The sequence below is a fragment of the Dolichospermum sp. LEGE 00240 genome (assembly GCF_015207875.1).
Classification (GTDB): domain Bacteria; phylum Cyanobacteriota; class Cyanobacteriia; order Cyanobacteriales; family Nostocaceae; genus Dolichospermum; species Dolichospermum gracile.
Genome location: NZ_JADEVZ010000049.1, coordinates 1 through 23,144 on the forward strand (window position 1 = coordinate 1; position 23,144 = coordinate 23,144).

Annotated in this window: 17 protein-coding genes and 1 pseudogene; 10 read left to right on the plus strand and 8 right to left on the minus strand. The window is 39.8% G+C overall.

Features of this window, described 5'->3' with window-relative positions:
• A pseudogene (locus IQ226_RS16000) lies at window positions 1-93 on the plus strand (IS5/IS1182 family transposase); the annotation flags it as partial.
• Here IQ226_RS16000 and IQ226_RS16005 read toward each other — a convergent pair.
• Both IQ226_RS16005 and IQ226_RS16010 read right to left on the minus strand, forming a co-directional pair.
• The gene (locus IQ226_RS16005) at window positions 77-478 is read right to left on the minus strand and encodes a hypothetical protein (protein WP_228039492.1); all 402 of its coding nucleotides are present in this window, start codon (window positions 476-478) and stop codon (window positions 77-79) included. The pseudogene IQ226_RS16000 and the gene IQ226_RS16005 overlap by 17 nt on opposite strands.
• Before the next feature lie 887 nt (window positions 479-1,365).
• Complete coding sequence (locus IQ226_RS16010) at window positions 1,366-3,627, minus strand: amylo-alpha-1,6-glucosidase (protein WP_193896919.1); 2,262 nt, start codon at window positions 3,625-3,627, stop codon at window positions 1,366-1,368.
• 355 nt (window positions 3,628-3,982) lie between these two features.
• Between IQ226_RS16010 and IQ226_RS16015 the strand changes: the two genes are divergently transcribed.
• From IQ226_RS16015 to IQ226_RS16025, 3 genes are all read left to right on the plus strand, one after another.
• Complete coding sequence (locus IQ226_RS16015) at window positions 3,983-4,750, plus strand: ATP-binding cassette domain-containing protein (RefSeq protein ID WP_193896921.1); 768 nt, start codon at window positions 3,983-3,985, stop codon at window positions 4,748-4,750.
• 23 nt (window positions 4,751-4,773) lie between these two features.
• A complete protein-coding gene (locus IQ226_RS16020; protein WP_193896922.1) occupies window positions 4,774-6,300 on the plus strand; it encodes a glycine betaine ABC transporter substrate-binding protein in 1,527 nt (508 codons plus the stop codon).
• Between the two features lie 577 nt (window positions 6,301-6,877).
• Window positions 6,878-10,240 (plus strand): alkaline phosphatase, encoded by a 3,363-nt coding sequence (locus IQ226_RS16025; RefSeq protein ID WP_193896923.1) that lies wholly within the window; start codon window positions 6,878-6,880, stop codon window positions 10,238-10,240.
• A 216-nt stretch (window positions 10,241-10,456) separates the two neighbouring features.
• On the opposite strand, the gene IQ226_RS16030 is transcribed toward IQ226_RS16025, so the two are convergent.
• From IQ226_RS16030 to pdxA, 3 genes are all read right to left on the minus strand, one after another.
• Window positions 10,457-10,720 carry a HEPN domain-containing protein gene (locus IQ226_RS16030; protein ID WP_255539975.1) on the minus strand — a complete coding sequence of 88 codons (264 nt, stop codon included), beginning with the start codon at window positions 10,718-10,720 and terminating at the stop codon, window positions 10,457-10,459.
• A gap of 281 nt (window positions 10,721-11,001) precedes the next feature.
• Complete coding sequence (locus IQ226_RS16035) at window positions 11,002-11,496, minus strand: DUF427 domain-containing protein (RefSeq protein WP_193896925.1); 495 nt, start codon at window positions 11,494-11,496, stop codon at window positions 11,002-11,004.
• A gap of 248 nt (window positions 11,497-11,744) precedes the next feature.
• A complete protein-coding gene (gene pdxA, locus IQ226_RS16040; RefSeq protein WP_193896926.1) occupies window positions 11,745-12,794 on the minus strand; it encodes a 4-hydroxythreonine-4-phosphate dehydrogenase PdxA in 1,050 nt (349 codons plus the stop codon).
• A 193-nt stretch (window positions 12,795-12,987) separates the two neighbouring features.
• On the opposite strand from pdxA, the gene IQ226_RS16045 reads away from it, so the two are divergent.
• The 6 genes from IQ226_RS16045 (at window position 12,988) to IQ226_RS16070 (ending at window position 18,677) form a co-directional block, all read left to right on the plus strand.
• Entirely contained in the window at window positions 12,988-13,092 is a 105-nt protein-coding gene (locus IQ226_RS16045) for a PetM family cytochrome b6-f complex subunit 7 (protein WP_096671590.1), read from the plus strand.
• Between the two features lie 208 nt (window positions 13,093-13,300).
• Entirely contained in the window at window positions 13,301-14,302 is a 1,002-nt protein-coding gene (locus IQ226_RS16050) for an SDR family oxidoreductase (protein ID WP_193896927.1), read from the plus strand.
• A gap of 83 nt (window positions 14,303-14,385) precedes the next feature.
• On the plus strand, window positions 14,386-15,303 hold the full coding sequence (locus tag IQ226_RS16055; RefSeq protein ID WP_193896928.1) for an NAD(+) kinase: 918 nt from the start codon (window positions 14,386-14,388) through the stop codon (window positions 15,301-15,303).
• A gap of 260 nt (window positions 15,304-15,563) precedes the next feature.
• On the plus strand, window positions 15,564-15,671 hold the full coding sequence (locus IQ226_RS25980) for a hypothetical protein (RefSeq protein ID WP_370567173.1): 108 nt from the start codon (window positions 15,564-15,566) through the stop codon (window positions 15,669-15,671).
• Between the two features lie 252 nt (window positions 15,672-15,923).
• On the plus strand, window positions 15,924-17,288 hold the full coding sequence (der, locus tag IQ226_RS16065) for a ribosome biogenesis GTPase Der (RefSeq protein WP_193896930.1): 1,365 nt from the start codon (window positions 15,924-15,926) through the stop codon (window positions 17,286-17,288).
• 462 nt (window positions 17,289-17,750) lie between these two features.
• Window positions 17,751-18,677: an energy-coupling factor transporter transmembrane protein EcfT gene (locus IQ226_RS16070; protein WP_193896932.1), complete on the plus strand. Its 927-nt coding sequence runs from the start codon at window positions 17,751-17,753 to the stop codon at window positions 18,675-18,677.
• A gap of 172 nt (window positions 18,678-18,849) precedes the next feature.
• Here the strand turns inward: IQ226_RS16070 and IQ226_RS16075 are convergent, their stop codons facing one another.
• The 3 genes from IQ226_RS16075 to rffA all read right to left on the minus strand — a co-directional run bounded on the left by IQ226_RS16075 (window position 18,850) and on the right by rffA (window position 22,981).
• Window positions 18,850-19,368, minus strand: a complete 519-nt coding sequence (locus IQ226_RS16075; RefSeq protein WP_193896934.1) for a DUF29 family protein — start codon at window positions 19,366-19,368, stop codon at window positions 18,850-18,852.
• Window positions 19,369-19,653: 285 nt separating this feature from the next.
• Window positions 19,654-21,798 carry a hypothetical protein gene (locus IQ226_RS16080; protein WP_193896936.1) on the minus strand — a complete coding sequence of 715 codons (2,145 nt, stop codon included), beginning with the start codon at window positions 21,796-21,798 and terminating at the stop codon, window positions 19,654-19,656.
• 37 nt (window positions 21,799-21,835) lie between these two features.
• A complete protein-coding gene (rffA, locus tag IQ226_RS16085; protein ID WP_193896938.1) occupies window positions 21,836-22,981 on the minus strand; it encodes a dTDP-4-amino-4,6-dideoxygalactose transaminase in 1,146 nt (381 codons plus the stop codon).
• Window positions 22,982-23,144 lie beyond the last annotated feature (163 nt).

The window sequence follows — 23,144 nt, forward strand, 5'->3', positions numbered from 1 at the left end:
CGATTAGTCAGAGACTACGAGTTACTACCTGAAACCTCTGAGACTTTTATCTATCTAGCTATGATCCGTATCATGATCAGGCGATTGGCATAAATTTTGACTCCTCAAAACTTTTCAAACATCCTCTAAGAGATAATCGGACATATTCTTGATGTTCGGGTGCAGAAGCTGTAATCCCAATAATTTCATTGGGTTGAGAAAATTTCTGATTTTCCAATCCTAGAATATGATGAGAGCCTGTGCCAAAATGAAAGATAGTTTGATCTTGGATATTATGCTTTTGTAAATATTCAACTAATTCAAGATCACATGGACAACGTTCTGGTTGTAATTCCCAAGATGATTTTTCGCGGTAGTAATCAGCGCCAACCCATTGTGGTAAAACTGGGCGAGAAAAACTCAAAAAATAGTAAAGTCTTGCTAAGTGGCGATTTGTAAAAACTATCCCCCGAACGGTTTGTCTAATACTAGTAACCATGAATTAATCAACCTCAATAGTTGGGAAAAGATATTTTTGATATGTTGGATAAAAGACGTACCCAGTTAGGATGCTAGAAATATTCATCAGCACAACTACAATCAAGCTATATAAAGTTAGCCCAATTCAAATTTATTGAGCCAAGTAAATTGACATCCCGGATTATTTTTGTAATTGTTGTGCTTAATGGCGACAGACAAATGATTACTGATAATTTGCTTGAAGATTGAGTTATCCTAGATGGACAAAATTCATCAAAATCCCTGAAAACCTGCTCTATGTGATTACCCTAAAAAATACTGGGTGGTGAGTTTCTAGAACTTAGGCAAGTCTAACATAGGAAAAATAAAGCTAACATCAAGTACAGATGAAAGTTTAATTAACTTTTGCTATAGCGGTTATCACGCTTGATGCAATACAACGCTTCTTGTTCTGATGTACAAGAACCACTCTCCCTAATGGTATCAACTTAAGCTCAAATTCCTACCACACCTCGTTCCTAGTCTCTGACTAGGAATGCAGTTGATGAGGCTCTGCCTCTAAAAATGTAAGTTGCTAGTTAGGTAAATTGTCAGAAATGGCTAACGCCACGCTTCGCTATCAGGATGTCCAGGATTAAAGGATAAACGGGATGAAACCAGAGTTTTTATTACCAATTACCCATTACCAGCCTCAACGAGATAACTAGCAACTTGAGTTAATATCATTGAAGGCAGAGCCTTGTGGAATTCATTCCCAGTCAGAGACTGGGAATCAGATGAATCCCATATAATTGAGGGCGGGGAAACCCCATATAATTGATAATTGAGGGCGGGGAAACCCCATATAATTGATAATTGAGGGCGGGGAAACCCCGCCCCTACAGAATGTTCTCAAATTTTGCTAATTTAAGCTTCAATGACGACGCGCAAGTTACCGCGTTTTTTCGCAACTCGACAAGCGGTAGTGCTACCAACTCGTTCAAATTCTAAATCTAAAATTGTGCCACCAATACGCAAGTTATGAAAAGATAAATTATTAATTGATTCTGGTAAGGCGGGGTCAATGATTCGCAAACAATTATTCTGTGCATCTGGGACTAAATTCACCATCATTTGCAATAGTTGAAAAATGCTACCTGTAGCCCAGGCTTGGGGAGTACAAGCAACGGGATAATGGACGGGAGAATTATCACCGTTCATTTCATAGCCGCAAAATAGTTCTGGGGGGCGTTGATAGGGTTGCTGGGAGGTCATGTTGAATAACCCTTGAAATAGTTCCAGAGATTGATCTATTAAACCGAGCGATCGCAATCCCATTGCAATCATAGAATTATCATGAGGCCAAACTGAACCAGTATGATAACCCATCGGATTATAAGCAGGTGACAAACTACTTAAAGTTCTAATTCCCCAACCATTAAACATATCCGCCGCACCCAATCTTTCCGCCACACTATAGGCTTTTGCAGCGGTAAATATCCCCAAATTTAAACAATGACCAGGATTAGAACTAATACTATCTACTGGTTTACCTTCTCCATCTAAAGCCAAAGCACAAAAATCTTCATCTTCTAACCAAAAATCCTGGTTAAATTTAGCCCTGAGTTGTCTAGCTTCTTTTTGCCAAAGTTCTTCTAAATCTGGGCGTTGTTGGATTTTGGCAATTTCTGCAAGGCGGTTTTTCGCCGCATAGACATAAGCTTGCACCTCACACAGAGAAATCGGACCAATGGCTAATTCCCCTTTGCGGTTGACAATACAATCACCCGAATCTTTCCAACCTTGGTTAATTAAACCACCTTTAGATTTACGAGCATAGCTGAGATAACCCGTTTCTTGGATTTGACGATCAATCCAACCCATAGCCGCTAAAGCATTTGGCCACAGTGCTTCTAAGGTTTCTTGATCATGGGTCCAACTGTAATATTCAGCATACAACATTAACCACAGCGGCGTAGCATCCACAGTCCCATAGTAGGGTGTATGGGGAATTTCTTGACATCTCGCCATTTCTCCCAACCGCAGTTCATGTAAAATCTTACCCGGTTCTTCTTCCCGCCAAATATTATCCGTTTGACCTTGATATTCTGCCAATAGTAACAAGGTTTCTTTGGCAATTTTGGGATTCAACATCAAGGTTTGGGACGCAGTAATGATGGAATCTCGACCAAATAAAGTGGAAAACCAGGGGACACCAGCAGAAACAGTTTTATGTTTGCCAAAGGACTGAAGCAACAAATATATATCTTGTTCAGCCCGCGAAATTACGCGATTGAAAAGACTTTTATCGGAGCTAATCCGGGTAATCTGCTGCAACCAATTTTGCTCTTCCATTAATTCAGCAGCTTTTGCCTGTGCCAAAGTAGAGGCAGAACTGATAGTAGAACTAGGTTGGCTGTCAGTGAACATCTTCAGCCGATAACCTAACTTCTTAGTTTCATGAGCCGCTAATTCTATGCGCCAGACTGCCGTATAACCGTGCAACCGATTTGGTTGCAAATGCTGAAATTGAATTAGAGACTCCATAATCGAACCATCTAATCCCTGATATGCTAAAGTAAGGGATTCTTCTTTGTACGATTGAGGAGATACAGGTGCAACATGATCAGATGTTAATTCATTTAAGTGTAAAAGTCTTCCCCGTTTTTGGCGGTGATGACCTCTGACTTCAAATAAATCCACAAAATCAGCTTCAAAACTCAGACTCAATTCAAAAACAATGCTGGTAGTGTTGTAATTAGCAACTTCTATTTCTTCAAATAATGCCCCATTCAGAACCAGTTCTCGACGAATACCCACAGTATCAGCCTTGAAAAGATTGTCTAAATCAGGATTGGTACATAAAACCGAGAGGGCAAATCCTTTGTCAGCGTTGCTACTCAGTAGTATAGGCGATCGCCCTTCAATCTGTAACTCCAAACGACTCAAAAACCTTGTATCACGGCAAAACATCCCCATACTAGGAGTGCTACCATAAAGGTAACAATCGGAAATATTCCCCATCGTATCTGTCACTAGGAACAAATCATCATCTTTAACTGTAATGGTTGGCTGTGGTCTTTGACTGACAACACAAGGCCATTCGGAAATCTCTTTTTGGTCTGCGGGAGTAAAAGTTCTGTTGTCGAGGACAATTGTTTCTGGAGTCATCAATGTATCCGGTGTCATTAGCCAGAGTTACCTATACAGGTGTAAATTTGCTCAAATCAATACTGTTAAAAGAGAAAAGTAATTAAATCAAAGACAATGAATTTCTATAAATGTATACCTTATTAATTAGAAGTCAAGCCTGAAAACTGGCTGTTTTCCAATAGTTTATTCCTTCCTCAACATTGAGAGCTGCTAGGGGTAGAGAATACTTACTCAGGCATAAAATCTCATAAAAGTAGAAAGCGGTGAATAAAAAATACTTGCCACCCTTGTTTTTTTATACTGATATTGAATAAATAAGCATAAATAAGATCCCCGACTTCTTAGAGAAGTCGGGGATCTGACCACCTTAATTGTGTTTAACGAGACCATTATGTCAACAACATCAGAAATTGCCGTTGAGTTTCAAAATACCAGTTTTGCCATTAATCACCGTCCTTTGTTATCTAGCTTAAATTTGAGCATTCATCAAGGGGAAGCCTTAATTTTATTAGGACGCAGTGGCAGTGGCAAAACTACAACTTTAAAATTAATTAATCATTTACTTGTCCCCACCCAAGGACAAGTTTTAGTCCAAAATCGTCCCACAACTAACTGGGATGTCATTAAACTGAGAAGACGAATAGGTTACGTCATCCAAGAAACAGGTTTATTTCCCCATTTTACCATCGCGGAAAACGTCGGACTTGTACCATCTTTAGAAAAATGGTCATCACAGAAAATTCAAAATAGAGTCTATGAAATGTTAAACTTAGTGGGATTAGAACCAGAAAAATTTGCTCAACGTTATCCCCATCAATTATCAGGAGGTCAACGTCAGCGAGTGGGAGTTGCTAGAGCTTTAGCCGCAGATCCACCTATCCTATTAATGGATGAACCTTTTGGCGCACTTGACCCAATTACCCGTTTAGAGTTACAACAACAATTTCAATATTTACAACAACAATTAGGAAAAACCGTGATATTTGTCACCCATGATATTCAAGAGGCCTTCTTTTTAGCTACAAGAATTGGTTTAATGGCTGAAGGGAATTTAGTTGTATTAGGAACTAGAAGAGAATTTCTCCAATCTCAACATCCAGAAGCAAAAGCATTTCTAGCTTGTTTAAATGTTGGTAATAATTGGGAACAGCTTAATTAAAATTAGATAAAAATCCAAAAACTATGTTTTTCTTTCAATATGGTACAGAAATAATTTTCCACAGTGGAGAACATTTAATATTAGTCATTATATCCCTAGCGATCGCCATTTCCATTGGTCTTCCTGTCGGCATTCTGATCACTCGTCAATCAAAATTAGCTTCCCCCATTCTTGGTTTAGCAAATGCCATTCAAACCATCCCTAGTTTAGCCATCTTCGGCTTTTTAATTTCCGTACCTTTTCTGGGAGGAATTGGCAAAATTCCCGCCATAGTTGCCTTAACTCTTTATGCCTTACTTCCCATAATTCGCAATACTTATATTGGCATTAATAGCATCAGTCCCGCCATTAAAGAAGCCGGGATAGGCATGGGAATGACAGATCAACAATTACTATTCCAAGTAGAAATTCCCCTGGCTTTACCAGTCATTTTAGCAGGGGTAAGAGTAGCCACAGTTATATCCGTAGGAATTGCCACAATTGCTGCTGCTATTGGTGGTGGTGGTTTAGGAGTATTTATTTTTCGCGGTATTTCCACAGTTAATAATGAATTAATTTTAGCCGGAGCAGTCCCCGCAGCTTTGATTGCTTTGAGTGCAGATTTCGGATTAGGATTATTAGAAAAAAGACTCACTAACCAAATAGAAAAAAAGGGTAAATTTAATCGTAGAATTGCCATTGTTTTAGGAATTGTTTCTTTAATCATAGCTGGATTAATTGCCTTTAACTATCAACAAAAACCCGCAACAATTATCATCGGCTCAAAGAATTTCACAGAACAAGTTATTTTAGGGGAATTATTAGCACAACACATAGAAAATCATACGAAATTAAAAGTAGATCGTCGTTTTAATTTAGGAGGAACATTTATTGCTCATGAAGCAGTAAAAGCCGGAAAAATTGCCGGGTATGTGGAATATACAGGAACTTCATTTACGACTATTTTAAAAGAAAAACCAATTAGTGATCCTGAAATTGTTTATAAAAAAGTCAAAGCATACTATGATCAAAAATTGAAATTAGCAGTGATGAAGCCTTTAGGATTTGAGAATACCTTTGCCATGATTATCCGAGGAGAAGATGCCGAAAAATGGCAAATTAAAAGCCTTTCGGAAATTGGTAAATATAGTCTGCAAATGAAAGCAGGATTTGGGTATGAGTTTTTAGAAAGAGCAGATGGTTATCCAGGATTATCTAAAACCTACAACTTAAAATTTGCCAATATCAAACAAATGGAATTAGGATTAATGTATCAAGCATTAAAAGAAAAACAAGTAGATTTTATTGCTGCAAATTCTACAGATGGTTTAATTCCAGTATTAAACTTAGTGATTTTGGAAGATGATAAAAAATACTTTCCACCATATCAAGCTATACCTATTTTTAATCAAGAAATTCTCCAAAAATATCCAGAGTTAACAAATACCATTAATCAATTAGGAGGTAAAGTTTCGACAACGGCAATCCAAAAGATGAATTATCAAGTAGATAACCAATCTCAACCAGTGGAAAAAGTTGTCAGTGAGTGGTTAAAATCTCAACAATTATGATTTTTAAAACTTATAAAGTTTTATCAGCAATTTCCATAAATTTTTTGCTTTGTTTAAGAGGATGTTTTAAAAGTTTTTAATGTATAAATAAACCCCTCTCCAAACCTCTCCCCGACGCGGGGAGAGGCTTTAAACCTATCTTCCGCACCCTCAACTGTCACAATCGGTTTTTACTGTTTTTTATGATGAAATGAGGATGTATTATATACCGAATTTCAATGAATTAACGGATACATGATGCCGACAAGGCATAATTTGTATCCAAAAATTAAGAGAAAATCAAGTGATAATACTATGTGACACCCCAGGGTGCGGAATGTGGGTTTAAAAACCCCATTCCCTGGCAGGGAAGGGGGGCTGGGGGGTTAGGTTTTTGGAAATTACTAGTTTCATCTAATACTTTTCAAACAACCTCTAATCCCATATTCTGCAATTCATTATGTAGCATAATAAGTTACATTTTTTTTAGCAATCCCTAAATAAATTTAAGTTAACCTGTTGCAGTAACTTTTCTTAACACAAGCATGATTATTTGAATATTACTTGCAAAAACTGAACTAACCAATTGAGAGGTTTTATGACAACAGGTAATCATGTCATTTTCATGCACCCAGATGGTACTAGCCCATCTCACTTTGCATTTGCAAGATTTGTAGATAAGGGTCCTGATGGACGCTTGAATTGGGACAAAATGTCTAACGCTGGTGTGTATCTGGGTCACATGGAAGACCAGTTAGGGGGAACATCTAACGCTGGTGCTGTGACTCATGCTACAGGTGCTAAAGTTTACGCTGAATCCTTTGGCTTTGAACTGAATAATTTACCAATTACTTCTCTTTCTGGATCTAATAAAACCATTGTTGAAGAAGCCAGAGATGCAGGAAAAGTCACGGCTTTAGTGCAATCTGGAGCGATTTATGAGCCTGGTACAGCAGCTTTTGTTGCTAAGACACAAGAAATTGTTAACCCTGATGGCAGTCGCACTGTACCCCGCGCTCAAGCTGCGGCAATTGCCGAACAGGTGATCAGGTCAGGTGTTAACTTCATCATGGGTGGTGGTGAACTTAACTTATTACCAGTGGGTACTAATGGTTTCCATGGTACTGCTGCCGAACTGGATGCTATTAGCACAAATTCTTTACAACGCCCCACGCAAAACCTGATCCAACTAGCTCAAAGCTTGGGTTATGTAGTTGTTTATACAGCAGATCAACTCAAATCCCTACTTGATTTACCTACAGCCCCAACAAAAGTGTTAGGTGTATTTGCACCTGTTCACACTTTTAACGATCGCCCTGAAGAAGTTTTAGCTGTACAGGGTTTACCTCTGTATCGGCAAACAGCCCCAACTATTGCCGAAATGTTGGATGTCACCCAGAAGTTGATGGAAAAACACCCCAACTTCAAGAATGGTTCTATTGCCATTGTGGAAGAGGAAGGTACAGACAACTTCGGGAATAACAACAACGCGGCCGGAACTTTAGAAGGATTGCGCCGCACAGATGCAGCCATTGGTGTAGCAATGGAATTTATCAAAAAGCATCCTAACACCTTGATGGTTACTGCTGCTGATAGTGATGCTGGTGGTATGCAAGTAATAGACCGCACTGGTGCAACCGTAGGTAATGTTAATAATAACCCCACCACAACGAACCGCAACGTACCCTTAGATGGACAAACTGGTGCTAACACTGCGCCTTTTGTAGCTGCACCAGATGCTAGTGGTGATGTGTTCAAGTTTGGTATTGGGTGGGCTGGTACACCTGATTTTTCCGGTTCTATTGTTTCTAAAGCTCATGGTTTAAATGCAGATAAATTACCTGCAACCTTGGATAATACCAAGATCTATGAGTTGATGTATGAGACCCTATTCAATAAGGAATTGGTATCTCGGAATCCTGACCCCACACCGGCCCCCAAAGCTACCAAATCAACTGGGAATGTGATTTTTATCCATCCAGATGGTACAAGTCCTTCTCACTACATGGCAACCCGCAATGTTGATCTTGGTCCTGATGGTAGGCTCAACTGGGACAAGATGTCCAATGCAGGTGTCTATCTAGGACACATGGAAAACCAGTTAACTGGTACTTCCAATGCCGGGGCTGTCACCCATGCTAACGGTGTGAAGGTATTCAACGAGTCCTTTGGCTTGAATGAAGACCAATCTATTATTACTCCTGCTTCTGGTAAAGTTGGCTACACAATTTTAGAAGAAGCGATCGCCGCTGGTAAAGCAACCGCCCTTATTCAATCAGGTCATATTGGTGAACCGGGAACGGCCGCTTTTGCTGCTGCCACCACTAACCGCGTTGGCAACACCATCCGCGCCCGTGATAAAACCGCCGAAATTGCTGAACAGGTAATTCGTTCTGGCACTCAAATCATCATGGCCGGCGGTGAAGTTTACCTCTTACCTAAAGGTACTACTGGTTTTCACGTTACCGCCGCAATTGATGCTGCTTTCGCTGATGCCGAAGATCGTCCCACCACTAACCTGATTGATTTAGCAAAATCCTTGGGCTATACTGTGGTCTACACAGAAGCGCAAATGAACACTGCCGTAGCAAGTGCTACTGCTTCCACAAAGTTACTCGGAGTTTTTGCTGCAAACCACACCTTTGACGATCGCCGGGAAGAACAATTAGGATTAAATGGTCCTAATCCCTTACCTCTCTACCTAGACACTGCACCGACAGTAGCAGAGATGCTAGATGCGTCTTTAAAAATCCTCAACAAAGACCCTGATGGTTTCTTTGTGGTAGTGGAAGAGGAAGGTACAGACAACTTTGCTAATAACAACAATGCAGTTGGCACTATAGAAGCTGTACGCCGGGCTGATGCAGCGATCGGTGTAGCCATGAACTACATCAACACCCAAGATCCTAATACTTTGGTGATCACAGCCGCAGATAGCGATGCTGGCGGATTGCAAGTTTTCCAATTTGAGCCTTACAACCGTCCCGCTGGTAACTCTACCTCTAGCCCTACACTAGCGGATACTGAGCCTAGTGCGCCATTTATTCGTGTTAACCCCACTACAACTAATACAAATCAGGCAGTTTTAGATGGTGTTAATGGTAGTACAGGCACAGTTGCGGATCCTTGGAAACCCTTCGCAGCTAAAAGCAGCATTGATGGACCAATGGGTAACTTCGGTGTAGCTTGGGTCGGTACTCCCGATTTCCCTGGTAGCATTGTTGCTAAAGCCCATGGGATGAATGCAGATAAACTACCCAGCACCTTGGACAACACCGAAATTTACAATGTCATGTACCAAACTATGTTTGGTGTGACACCCGAATTTGCGGCATCTCAACAAGCAACTCAGGTAGTATCAGGAACACCTGGTGTTGATATATTAATTGCTGGTGCAGCTAATACTACCTTTGATGGGATTAATGATACTGTGTTCACTGGTGCTGGTAATGATGAAATTGAAGCACAAACAGTATCTTCTCCCATTGCAGGACGTAACCGCATAGACTCTGGTAGCGGTAATGACACAATTTTCGCTGGCAATAATGACGTTGTGTTTGGTAGCTCTGGCAATGATCACCTTTATGCGAGTGATGTAAGCGGCTATCGCCTCTCAGGTGGTGTGGGTGATGATACTTTCTACCTTGGTTCTAATGGTCGCGCCCTCGGCGGTGATGGTAAAGATAAATTCTACGTTAGTCTTGGTGGTGGTAACTTAATTTCCGGTGGTGCTGGCGCTGACGAATTCTGGATTGTCAATGCTGAACTACCCAAAGCTGCTAATACTGTGCTTGACTTCCAAAAAGGCACTGATGTCATCGGTGTTCTTGGTATTTCCTCTAGCAGTTTGACTCTCAATGTTCTCAATGGGAATACGGAAATCGGGTTACTTGGTCAAACTGTTGCTATTGTTAATGGCGTTACCGGTTTGGATATCAATACCAACTTTGTTTTTCAATAACCGACAAGTATTGGAATTGAATTGATCATTAACCAGAGAAGAAGATCAGAATTTCTATATTTTCTTCTCTCTGGTTCTTTTTTCACTCGGAGACTATAGTGCGATCGCTTGCTAATACTAAGTAGTAAGACAGAATTAATTACACAATGTCATTGCGTAAGCGTTGCCTGGCGTTAGCCATATGGAACGAAGTGACTCTCAAAAATATAAAATTTTCTATAAGGTTTTCTCAGCAATCTCAATAAATTTTTTGCTTTGTTCAATCAAAATTCTCACATTTTGCTCACTCAACTGAAGGGTATCATCAATACTGTAATCTCCTTGTGTTCTTTTATCTTGAGCATCAATCAGATAACAGTGAAATTCAAGGGGAACAATTCCCTTTTTAACAACTTCTCGACCGAAACATGAAATCACAGCAGAATGACTTGAAAAAGTTAACCCTTGCTGCCACAAAAGGGATTCGGCAATATAAAACATGGTATAATAAGCTCTGGAAGCAGCAAGCGTCTTCCCTCGCTTGAGAACCATATAAAATAATTGCTTCCAGTTGGTTTTGATAAAGTTTTTGCAAAGCTTGTTTAACTTCTTGTAATATCAAGTTAAGCTGTGATTTGTTCATAAGAACACCCGGTAAGTGGGAAACGAGCGCGTCTTTAGACCTGAGGGGGAAACGACACGAGCGGTTTTAACCGCTGTGGATATTAAAATTGAAACCAGATTTTTGATTGGAATCTGGAAACCACTGGAATTTTCCTTATTTACCACCACATAGTTCCTGGTTCACCTTTAAATGGTCCAACAATATCAGAAGTAATCCACCCTCCGTAAAAATCACCTGTTTGCGCTTTAACTAATTCATCATTCACATAGCAAGCATCCATTAAACTGACATAAAAACTGTAATATTCTTGAATTGAGATAAAATTAGGACTGGGCTGAATATATCGCCAAGCAGCATTATTTATATATTTATCTCCTACGGAAACATCATAATATTGACACCAACCTTTCCATTCGCACCAAGTTTTTCTAGGTGTCTCTATTAAATGTTCTAACTTAATATCTTCAGCAGGAATATAATAACCCGGAGGATGACTAGTTTCTAAAACTCTTTTTCCTTTAGTTGTTTCTGCTAAAACAATCCCATTACAAATAACTTTGAGATGTTTGTCGGTATCTTGTAAAATAGCAGGACGGGGATAGTTCCAAACTGATTCTTGTCCGAGTTTTGGAGGTATAGGATTTGGTTTCATGGTTATTTAATGGATGATTTTGGATCATTATAGTTACGTCATTATATCATTTATTTACAAACTTTCTAATATTTAATTCACTAAAAATGCTATTAATTTTACGTGAGTTCGACATAACGATAATTTGTGGAAAACTCACCCCACGTAGGAGTCTCAAGCCCTTATTCTCTCGTTCCCATTACTTATCTGTAGCCAAGGCTTTACAAACAGCTAATTTTTGAGAATTATCAAGATTTGCATTCAAAAAATTATCTATCCTTACAGGTTCTAAGCTTTACCAACTCCATCGCTAACTGGATCGCTGCTTTCATACTCGTCGCGTCAGCAATACCCTTACCCGCAATATCAAAAGCCGTTCCATGATCTGGGGAAGTCCGCACAAATGGTAAACCAATGGTGGTATTTACAGCCCGATCAAAAGCCATTAACTTCACGGGAATTAAACCTTGGTCGTGATAAAGTGCCAAGTAAGCATCAGCGGGATTTTTAACTGGAGAATTACCATACCAAGCCATTCCCGGTTTCACCCACATTGTATCTGGGGGGATGGGTCCTTCTAGCTGTAAATGGGGGCGCTTTTGGCGTTCTGACTGTAACCAGGGAATTAACCAATCTATTTCTTCTGTTCCCAGTTGTCCCATTTCGCCACTGTGGGGATTTAATCCTGCGATCGCAATTCTCCCATTTTTCATCCCCAAATCATTTTCCAAATACTCCACCAACAAATCTAATTTCTTTGTTAATAACTGTGGTGTTAAGGTGGCAGATACTTGACATAAAGGAATATGTGTGGTAGCAAGTAAAGCCCGCAGAGTCCAACCAGTAAAAGGCGATCGCCCCACAAACAACATCCCAAACCTCTCCACCCCAGCCCTTGCGGCTAAAAGTTCCGTTTGTCCTGGATAATTATAACCCGCCGCTTTCCAAGCAGATTTAGCGATCGGTCCAGTCACAATTCCATCAAACTCACCCGCCAAAGTTTGAGATATGGCATATTCCATATAAGCAAAACTCGCGGCACCACTAGCTGCATTCCCCACACCAGTAATAATTTCAGCAGCACTAGGCACATCAACTACAGACAAATCGGCAGGATTGACCAAAGCCAGGGAATTATCAATATTTTTACTGATATTTTCATAAATCTGAGTTAATAAAGTTCTATTTCCCACCACCACCACATCACAATCTTGAGTAACTTCGGGATCAGCCAAAGCCTTCAAAATTACCTCAGCACCAATACCCGCCGGATCTCCCAGTGTCAGCACCAAACGCGGACGTTTATCTTGATTAATCATCGTCGTCTATCCCCGAATATCATCCCTAAATTGGTTTAGAATTATTGATAGAGGTTTAATCTCAATAATTCTGATAGACCCAGTTTATCTGAATCCTCAAAGTTGAAAATAAGATTTGAGCCTTCAAATCAAATTCAGCGGTCTGAAAAACAGGAAACATAAATCAACAATCCACAAAGGAGCATTACAGCAAATGGGCGGCGAAATATTAAATGCAGCGATGCTATCTTTCGGTCTAATCTTCGTAGGTTGGGCGATCGGTGCTTTGTTACTCAAAATTCAAGGCGCGGAAGAGTAGAACAGCAGCAGGGGACACAGGGGAAGTAGGGGAAGTAGAGGAAGTAGAGGAAGAAAAATTAATTCTTCATCCTGACTCGGTGACTCCTGACTCGGTGACTCCTGACTCCTAACTCCTAAATCTTTTATTAAAATGATGTAAAGTTTTATTTACATAACTAATTCTGTTAAGATTCTTTTCATAAACATTAAGATATATAACCAACCCCATGACATTATTAATAGTTGGTGCAACTGGCACACTGGGAAGACAAGTAGCCCGTCGCGCAATTGATGAAGGATACAAAGTCCGCTGTCTCGTTCGGAGTCCTAAAAAAGCAGCTTTTTTGAAGGAATGGGGTGCAGAACTGGTACGAGGGAACTTGTGCAATCCGCAAACCCTGACGGAAGCATTGACGGGAGTAACAGCAGTTATTGATGCCGCTACATCCCGTGCTACAGATTCTCTAACTATTAAAGAGGTAGATTGGGATGGAAAAGTAGCATTAATTCAAGCAGCCAAAGCCGCTGGTGTAGAAAGATTTATCTTCTTTTCCATTCTCGATGCTGATAAATATCCCAATGTACCACTGATGGAAATTAAGGGATGTACAGAAGCATACTTAGCAGAATCCGGTTTAAACTACACAATTTTACGTTTAGCTGGATTTATGCAAGGATTAATTGGTCAATATGGCATACCTATTTTAGAAAAACAACCAGTATGGGTAACAGGAACATCCTCACCCATTGGCTACATGGATACTCAAGATATCGCTAAATTTGCAGTGCGGGCTTTGACAGTACCAGAAACAGAAAAGCAGGCTTTCCCAGTCGTGGGAACTCGTGCTTGGAGTGCCGAGGAAATTATTAATCTTTGCGAGCGCTTATCTGATAGAGATGCCAAAGTTACACGAATGCCCATCGGATTATTACGGGCTGTACGGAATTTACTGCGCTGCTTTCAATGGGGATGGAATGTTGCCGATAGATTAGCTTTTACAGAAGTTTTAGCCAGTGGTAAAGCTCTAAACGCAGAAAATATGGACGAAGTATATACTATTTTTGGTTTAGACAAACAGCAAACCACCACACTGGAAGTATATCTACAAGAATATTTCAGCCGGATTATGAACAAGCTGAAACAGTTAGATTACGAGAAAGCTAAAAGCAAAAAGCTCAAAAGTAAAAAGACTCCCTTTAAAGAATCTTCCAAAGCCAATAGTCAATAAATATGAGACTTATGGTTACATTAGTCCAAAATATGTAACTATGAGATACATAAAAAACAGCCCTTAAACTTGGATATTTGAGTGTGCCGAAAGCAGGCATTATCTATAACGACGTTAAACCGATAGCGAGTAGTGTCGCTATTGAACTGAAAGATAAACTTACTGCTGCTGGTTGGGATGTTTACATCACAGCTAGTATTGGTGGGATATTGGGCTATTCTCAACCAGATAGTCCAGTCTTTCACACCCCCATTGAAGGTCTTACGCCCCCTGGCTTTGACTCAGATATGAAATTTGCTGTGGTGTTAGGAGGAGATGGAACTGTATTAGCAGCATCACGCCTGGTAGCCCCCTGTGGTATCCCCATGCTGACGGTAAATACTGGTCACATGGGATTTCTGACGGAAACTTATCTCAACCAATTGCCCCAAGCCTTAGAACAGGCAATGGCGGGTGCATATCAGGTTGAGGATAGGGCGATGCTGACTGTTAAAGTTATGCGGGGAGATGCGGTGAAGTGGGAAGCCCTCTGTTTGAATGAAATGGTGCTACATCGAGAACCTTTAACTTGTATGTGCCATTTTGAAATTGCGGTGGGACGACATTCACCTGTGGATATTGCGGCTGATGGAATTATTGTTTCTACTCCCACTGGTTCAACGGCTTATTCTTTAAGTGCGGGTGGTCCAGTAATTACTCCTGGTGTGCCTGTATTGCAGTTAGTACCTATTTGTCCTCATTCTCTGGCTTCTAGGGCTTTGGTGTTTCCCGATAGTGAACCAGTCAATATCTATCCTGTGAATATTCCCCGGTTGGTGATGGTGGTAGATGGCAATGGTGGATGTTATATTCTACCGGAAGATCGGGTATATTTGGAGCGATCGCCCTATAGCGCCCGGTTTATTCGTCTCCAGTCACCGGAATTTTTCCGTATTCTGAGGGAAAAACTGGGTTGGGGTTTACCACATATTGCTAAACCTTCTTCTGTAGAATTGCCTTAGTTGTCACTTGTTCAGTTAGGTAAATGCCAACTTAGTGTAACTCGCACTTCTCCATTCGGTAAAACTGATATTTCCCATACACCATCTAGAAGTTCGTTGGCTATAGTATCCATAATTTTAGGCGATTCCTATGTTGTGGTTTGCGATCGCTTTTTCATAACATGATAATTATGGGCGATCCTAGTATTCAGATCTCTGACTTCTTAGAGAAGTCGGGGATCTATTTTACCAATATTATATTTAATACCATATAATTACTTATTTATACTGTTAAATTCGAGGGTGTTATCTACTTACTACATTCCTTTCAAAAGAAATCAAAACATGGTAGGTATTGCTACACCAAAACAAGATATAGAATTAGTTAAAAAAAGATTGAAAATCGCTCTGATATTGAAAGTCAAGCGATCGCTCTTTAGATAATAGGATAATTTTGGGCGATTACTTCGCAGTTTGCGATTCCTACGGAGCGCTTCCCCCCACCAATTTTAGACAAACTGACAACCGACAAAAAGTATGATACAATTAGTAGTTCTCTGTTCTCTAAAATGGTGCTGGGTGAAGAACGTAGAGACAAAACTCAGCACACCTACACACTCAGCACTAAAGAACTCTAGTTTATGGCATTGCCAATTGTTGCAATTATCGGTCGCCCCAATGTGGGGAAATCTACCTTTGTGAATCGTCTTGCCGGAGATCAAACGGCGATAGTCCACGATGAACCAGGGGTAACACGCGATCGCACTTACCGTCCAGCTTTTTGGAATGATCGGGAATTTGTCGTAGTGGACACAGGTGGCTTGGTTTTTAACGATGACACCGAATTTCTCCCTTTGATTCGCCAACAGGCTTTAACGGCGCTCGCAGAAGCCTCTGCTGCTATTTTCGTAGTAGATGGGCAAGCTGGTCTGATGCCCGCAGATGAAGAAATTTCCGAATGGTTACGTCAACAACCAGTTCCCGTATTACTGGCTGTGAATAAATGTGAATCTCCAGACCAAGGGGTGATTCAAGCCGCTGAATTTTGGGAATTAGGACTAGGTGAACCTTTCCCCATTTCCGCTATTCATGGTAGTGGGACAGGGGAAATCCTGGATGAGTTAATGAAGCACATTCCTTATACGGTAGAAGTAGAGGAAAATACAGAAATTAAAGTTGCCATTATTGGTAGACCAAATGTAGGCAAATCCAGCTTACTCAATGCTTTTGTCGGTGAAAATAGAGCTATTGTCAGTCCTATATCGGGAACAACAAGAGATACAATTGATACAATAGTTGAACGAGGTGGGCAAACCTATAGATTAATTGATACTGCTGGTATTCGCAAAAAGAAACATATAGAATACGGAACGGAATTTTTCAGTATTAACCGTGCGTTTAAAGCTATTCGTCGTTCTGATGTGGTTTTATTAGTGATTGATGCTTTAGATGGTGTCACTGAACAAGATCAAAAATTAGCAGGGCGCGTTTTAGAAGAAGGTCGCGCTTGTGTTGTGGTTGTGAATAAATGGGATGCTGTTGAAAAAGATTCTTACACCATCTATGACCATGAAAAAGAACTAGAATCACGCTTACATTTTACCGAATGGGCAGATACTATTTTTGTGAGCGCAAATACGGGGCTACGGGTAGAAAAGATTTTAGAATTGGTCAATCAAGCGGCTGAGGCACACAAACGCCGTGTGAGTACATCAGTCATTAATGAAGTTCTGGAAGATGCTATCAGTTGGCATTCACCACCGACTTCACGGGGCGGTCGTCAGGGTAAGATATACTACGGTACTCAAGTTAGCAGTCAGCCTCCTTCTATCGCGCTGTTTGTTAATGATAATACCCGCTTTAATGACAATTATCGCCGTTACATTGAACGCCAATTCCGTAAACAGCTTGGCTTTCAAGGTACACCGATTCGGTTATTTTGGCGCAGTAAGAAAGTTCGAGAAATGGAAATTGGCGGACCAAATCGTGCTACTCGTGTAAAATAGGAAACGTAAGGATTTAGGAGTCAGGAGTCAGTTAGGAAGCCAAAAAGGAAGCCAGGGAATAAATTCCCTGTCTAAAAGCTAAAGTCGGTTAAAACCGACTATTTTTGCCGTATTTATTCTAGAAATAAGCTGTTGTGCATTTAGTTTGTATAATTCTAGCGGGCAAGATGCCCGCACTACAAAGTTCAAGTAAATTATGGTTATCAAATTTAGCTGCGTAACAGCTTAGAATAATTGTAGATTTTGAGTTAGTTAGAGTGCGTTTTAACGCACTTTAGCTATGAGACAGGGAATTTATTCCCTGGCTGTCTAAAATCGGTTTTAACAAAGCCGTTTAACAGGCGCAAACGTCGCTAAAAACGAATTTATTCCCTAGCTGTCCACCAGCGGGGTCAAATGATTAAGCCATTTTAGTATAGTCATGAGTTATTTGCCTAAAAACTACTGACAACTGACAAAAACATGGATTTATTGCGATCGCTTCCCCTCGGACTTTACTTAGAAGAACCGCAAACTTGGTTACATAAACTCGACCCGCGAGTGAAGTTAATTTGGTTGTTGAGCTTTCTCAGTAGCTATATTATCGCTAATAACTATTGGCGGATATTACTAGTATTACTGCTAATTACTTTTACTGTATTTGCCAAAATTCCTCTGCGAGTATGGCGACAACAAATGGGCTGGTTGTTGATACTATCATTTATGGTATTAGTAATTGGCTCGATTAGTCCTGATGGATTAGGTGTAAGTTATCAGCCTCGCTTACCCGCAAATGAACAGATTCTCACTCAACCAATAACTGATAAAAAGACCCAAGTTACCCCAGTCATAGCAGATAGCAGTAAAAAGTATAGCTATGTGTTATTTCAGAAAGGATTTGTGAAAGTAAATCGCCGTTCTTTGGATTTGGCAATTAGCTTGAGTACAATAGTTTTTACATTAATCTATAGCACTAATTTATATTTACTCACAACTGCACCAGAAGAAATTACTTCGGGTATGGAAAGTTTAATGCAGCCTTTGAGAAGGTTCAATATTCCAGTTACAGAAATTACCCTGACTCTAACTTTATCCTTGCGGTTTATCCCCCTAGTTTTAGAAGAAATCCAAAACCTAGTGCGTTCGGTGATGACTAGGGCAATTAATTGGAAAAAGCTAGGATTAAAAGGAGGAGCAAAAGTTTGGTTAATTGTCACCGAGAGATTATTAGAAAATCTGCTTTTAAGGGCGGAACAAATGGCAAATGCGATGATGGTAAGGGGTTTTACTAGTCCTAACGAACATCGGGTTAAATGGCAAGAGTTAAAATTAAAAATGGGTGATTGGTTAGCGATCGCCACTTTAATGATATTTTGGGTAATCAGAATAGCCTTTGGTGCTGATAAGTAATTGGACAAAAATATTTACAGTCATTGCGAGCGAAGGGAAGCAATCATAACCCTTGCAATTGCTTCATTTCACTTCGTTTCATATGGCTAACGCCACGCAACCCTTACGCAATGACATTGTGTAATTAATTTTGTCTCACTACTTAGCGCAGCGTGACTTAAAATTCACCATCTCATCTTTTCCCTAATTTCCAATCTTCACCACCGGGTAACTGAATTAACAGTTTGACAATAGCTTTTGGTAACTCTTTGACTGAATATAGATGAGTCAATCCCAAAAATTTACCTGCGACAGAAATTACCTCGTTTCTGTTGACCATTCCCGCTAATGCAAATTCATTATGAATCCCTCCCAATACTTCCAAACTTGCATCAGCTATAGCTAATTCTATTTCCTCTTGTAACCAATTGTCCCATTCATCTTGATTGATATAATAGGATTTTTTATTTTCTTTAAGATTAATATCTTGAATTTCTAGTAATGAATTGCGAATAGAAGCAGTCCAAGAATTAGTTAATCTTTGTTCTATTTGATTTTTAATCAAATGAATTAATAACACCTTTAAAAAAGATTTAATTTGACGTAAAATAGCCTTTTTACTCATGCCCTCTAATTCATCTACAATAGCCAAAGCATCAGTGTAACGTCCTTGTAAAATACTATTTTTGAGGTCTGTTAATTCCTGTGTCATATTTTCTTACCTCAAGACAATTCACTTATACGGAGAAAAATTAAGAGTTTTGCTGTATTGCATACTGCCATATCTATATTAGATGATTATATGCGATCGCTCATAGTTTAGCAAAAATTGGGAATAAAATCTCCGAATTTTTTATTTAATTCTGTGAATAAGTTCTGATTTCTTACCAGAGGGTAAGTAATTGGACAAAAATATTTACAGTTATTGCGAGCGAAGGGAAGCAATCACAACCCTTGGAATTGCTTCATTTCACTGCGTTATATATTGGTAAGTTCTTTACTTGTCTATTTTTTTTGACAGGTTACAAGAATATAGCTGAGTTTTCGTTTCAGTTACACTTAAAACTTGATTAAACCCTAATTGGGTTGCTTTATTACATAGTTCTGAAGACGAGAGTAGACGATTCCAAGAACCTGAATTATAGTTTACCATTCCATAATACTTGGTTGACTCACAGTTATTAATGTCAGCACGCACCCCATTTAAAAGAGGAAATCCAGTCATAGCAGGAATTACAAAAGACTTGTCCCAACAATTTCTGTTCCCCTGGGGCTGCCAAAAAGCTGAAAAATCTGGTGCAATATAAATCACTAAATTTTTAGAAGTTTTTGATATACCTAGTTTTCTTAGCTCTGCTTTGACATAGCCTAATTCAGTCTTTTGTTCGAGTATTTCCATTTTGATGGCAGGTGGAAAGATTAATAATTCTAACTGACGCTTCCTTTTATTTAAACCTTTCAACTCAGTGAATGAGTCTAACTTGGAAGAAAAACTATCTAGAGAAATTACCAGGTTTCTAACAAACCCTAATCCTCTAGCCTTGTAACTACCTACTTCTGATCCACTGGATAATGAAAAGACTAGGATTAAAGTGATCAATGCCCAAATCAAGGGACGGGGTAGAGGTTCCCATAAATGATCAACGGGACTTAAAAGAGCTATTAAACCAGTTTTATGGTTTGCTTGCCAATAATCAACAAAAGCGGCTAAAGTAAAAAACAGGACAACAAAAAGAGTTGGTAGGACAAAATAACCCGCACTACCGCCGCCAATTTCTAATAAAAATCCCGGAACTTGAGATGCAAAAAACATAATTGTTAGCATCACAACTTGCGACAGCTTCGCCCGCGGTGGGTATCCCTGATGTAATTGTCCCTCTTTTCCACTCAACCAGTAGAACGAAATTATCAACCCTAGAAAGACGAGATTTTGCCAAATAAATTGATTTGTATATGTCCGTGCAAAGTGAAGGGGATAAAAGTTAATGGGTAAAGTCCCACTGAAAGCAAAAGCCAAACCCAAACACCCTAGAAAAAAGGCACAACATAAGGCTACAAAAGGCCAAATAGTTCGCCAATTAAGTTGGGTTTTTTGCAAAATTTTCGGGATAAAAGCACAGAGAACCAAAAACAAAGCCAGCATAACTCCCGATGATATCTTTGCTGTTTGACAGGACAAAACAGCTACCACTGCCATAGTTACAGCCATTGGATGAACTGTAAACCAGCGATCACTTTGACAAGCCTTAAACAACCAGGACTGACCTACTGGCAACATCGCCATAAATATAGGTAGGGAAAAAGCATAGGATTCACCTGCTAAATAAGAATCCCAAATACGAGTTCCTGACAACCACAAAGCTAAAAAAGTAAACCCACAAGCTACCAATGTTGAGACTTGAGTAGATACTAAGCAACTGAGGACTAATACTGCGGTAAAAAATAGTACAGGCAAAAAAGCTATTTGCTGACAAATAGCTAATAATAGAGGTGCTTGACCACCCAAAATATTGAGATTTGCTGCTACCCAACGATGTACCCCAACATGATATTCTAATGGCTTTACTCCGTCTAAACCTGTTGAAGGTGTATTGAATTTAGCCAGCATTTCCACAATAGCAGAGTGGAATAGTGTATCCCTATGAATAGTATTAGTATAAGCAGCAACATCAGAAAAGAGATGAGCATAGTTATAACCATTGACTACTAAAAAATAAATCAGAGCAAGAATAATTCCTGCTCCTAGCAATTGCAGGGTTTTAGATAGTAGTGAACCTTGTTGTTGAGTTGATAAATATGAGAAGATCGTAGCACCAATACCAAACAAGCCTAGAAGAGTTAAACTCCATCCCCCTAGAAAAGCCACTAAAAATGGCAATCCCATAAACAGTAGACAACTGATTGGTAATACCCAGATAACTGAGGGAACATATCTCCATGCTAAAGCTACTCCACCAAATAGCCCCGCGGGATAAACAAAAACTCCCCACACCTGCCGAGTAATATCAGTATCCCAGGATCGAAAGTGTAAAAACAGTAGTGAAGTTACCAGGATATAGATAGTAAATAGGAATGCTAATTCGCTAATTACTTTACTTTCGACAGAAATCTGTTTTATTTGCAAAGATTTTGATTGTGACATAAAAAGTATTTCAATATTTTATACTGTATAAGCTTTTTCAATAAGTACAAGTATCAAAAAAACTATTAATAGCCATGACAACAGTTTCAATCTGTGAAAGTCCCAACTCTGGAAACAGAGGTAAACGCAACAGACAATCAGAAACATGATTAGTATTGTTCATATCACCATGAACCCGTCCATAATGCTGTCCAGCGGGAGAACTATGTAAAGGTACATAATGAAATACAGAACTCATACCCTGTTCTTTGAGATAGCTTATCAGACTGGTACGGATTTGTAAACTATCTAAAAGGATATAATACATATGTCCATTATGCTGACAAGTCGGCGGAATAATAGGACGACGTAATTTACCACTTTTTTCTAGGGGTTCTAGAAGTTGATGGTAATAATCCCAGACTTGCAGGCGGGCTGCTATAATCTTCTCTGCTTCCTCTAATTGAGCATAGAGAAAAGCCGCAATTAATTCTCCGGGCAAATAACTAGATCCTTGGTTAATCCAGGTATATTTATCTACCCCCCCCCTAAAGAATTTACTGCGATTAGTGCCTTTTTCCCGGATGATTTCCGCTTGTTCTGTAAACCGGGAATTGTTGATAATTAAAGCACCACCTTCACCCGCAATAATATTTTTGGTTTCATGAAAACTGAAGCAACCTAAGTCTCCAAAACTACCAAGGGGTTGACCTTTGTAGGATGCCATAAGTGCTTGAGCAGCATCTTCAATTAACAGCAGGTGATGTTTTTGGGCAATGTTTTGTAAAGTATCCATTTCACACCCTACCCCGGCATAATGAACGGGAACAATGGCACGAGTACGGTTCGTAACTGCCGCTTCTACGAGGGTTTCGTCTAAGTTTAGGGTATCGGGTCGGATATCAACAAATACGGGAACTGCTCCCCTGAGAACAAAAGCGTTAGCTGTGGAAACGAAAGTATAACTGGGCATAATCACTTCGTCTCCCGGTTCTAAATCGGCTAAAATAGCCGACATTTCCAGGGCTGCTGTACAGGAGTGGGTGAGTAGGGCTTTGTGGCAATTCGTTTGCCCTTCTAGCCATTGATGGCATTTTTTGGTATAATTGCCGTCCCCAGCCAATTGTCCAGCGTGGTGAGCTTGGCTAATATACCAAAGCTCTTTACCTGTCATATAGGGTTTATTGAAAGGGATTTTATTCATGGGTTTTAATTTTTGGCAGGTTATTAGGATTTACGCATTGACAAGATTCCCCAAATATGTGAGGTAAATTTTATCCCTTGTAGGGTGCGTCAGACACGATATTTTGACAAAAAAACAGATTCCCTCTATCTGACGCACCCTACTCAATAAGTTATTCCCAAAG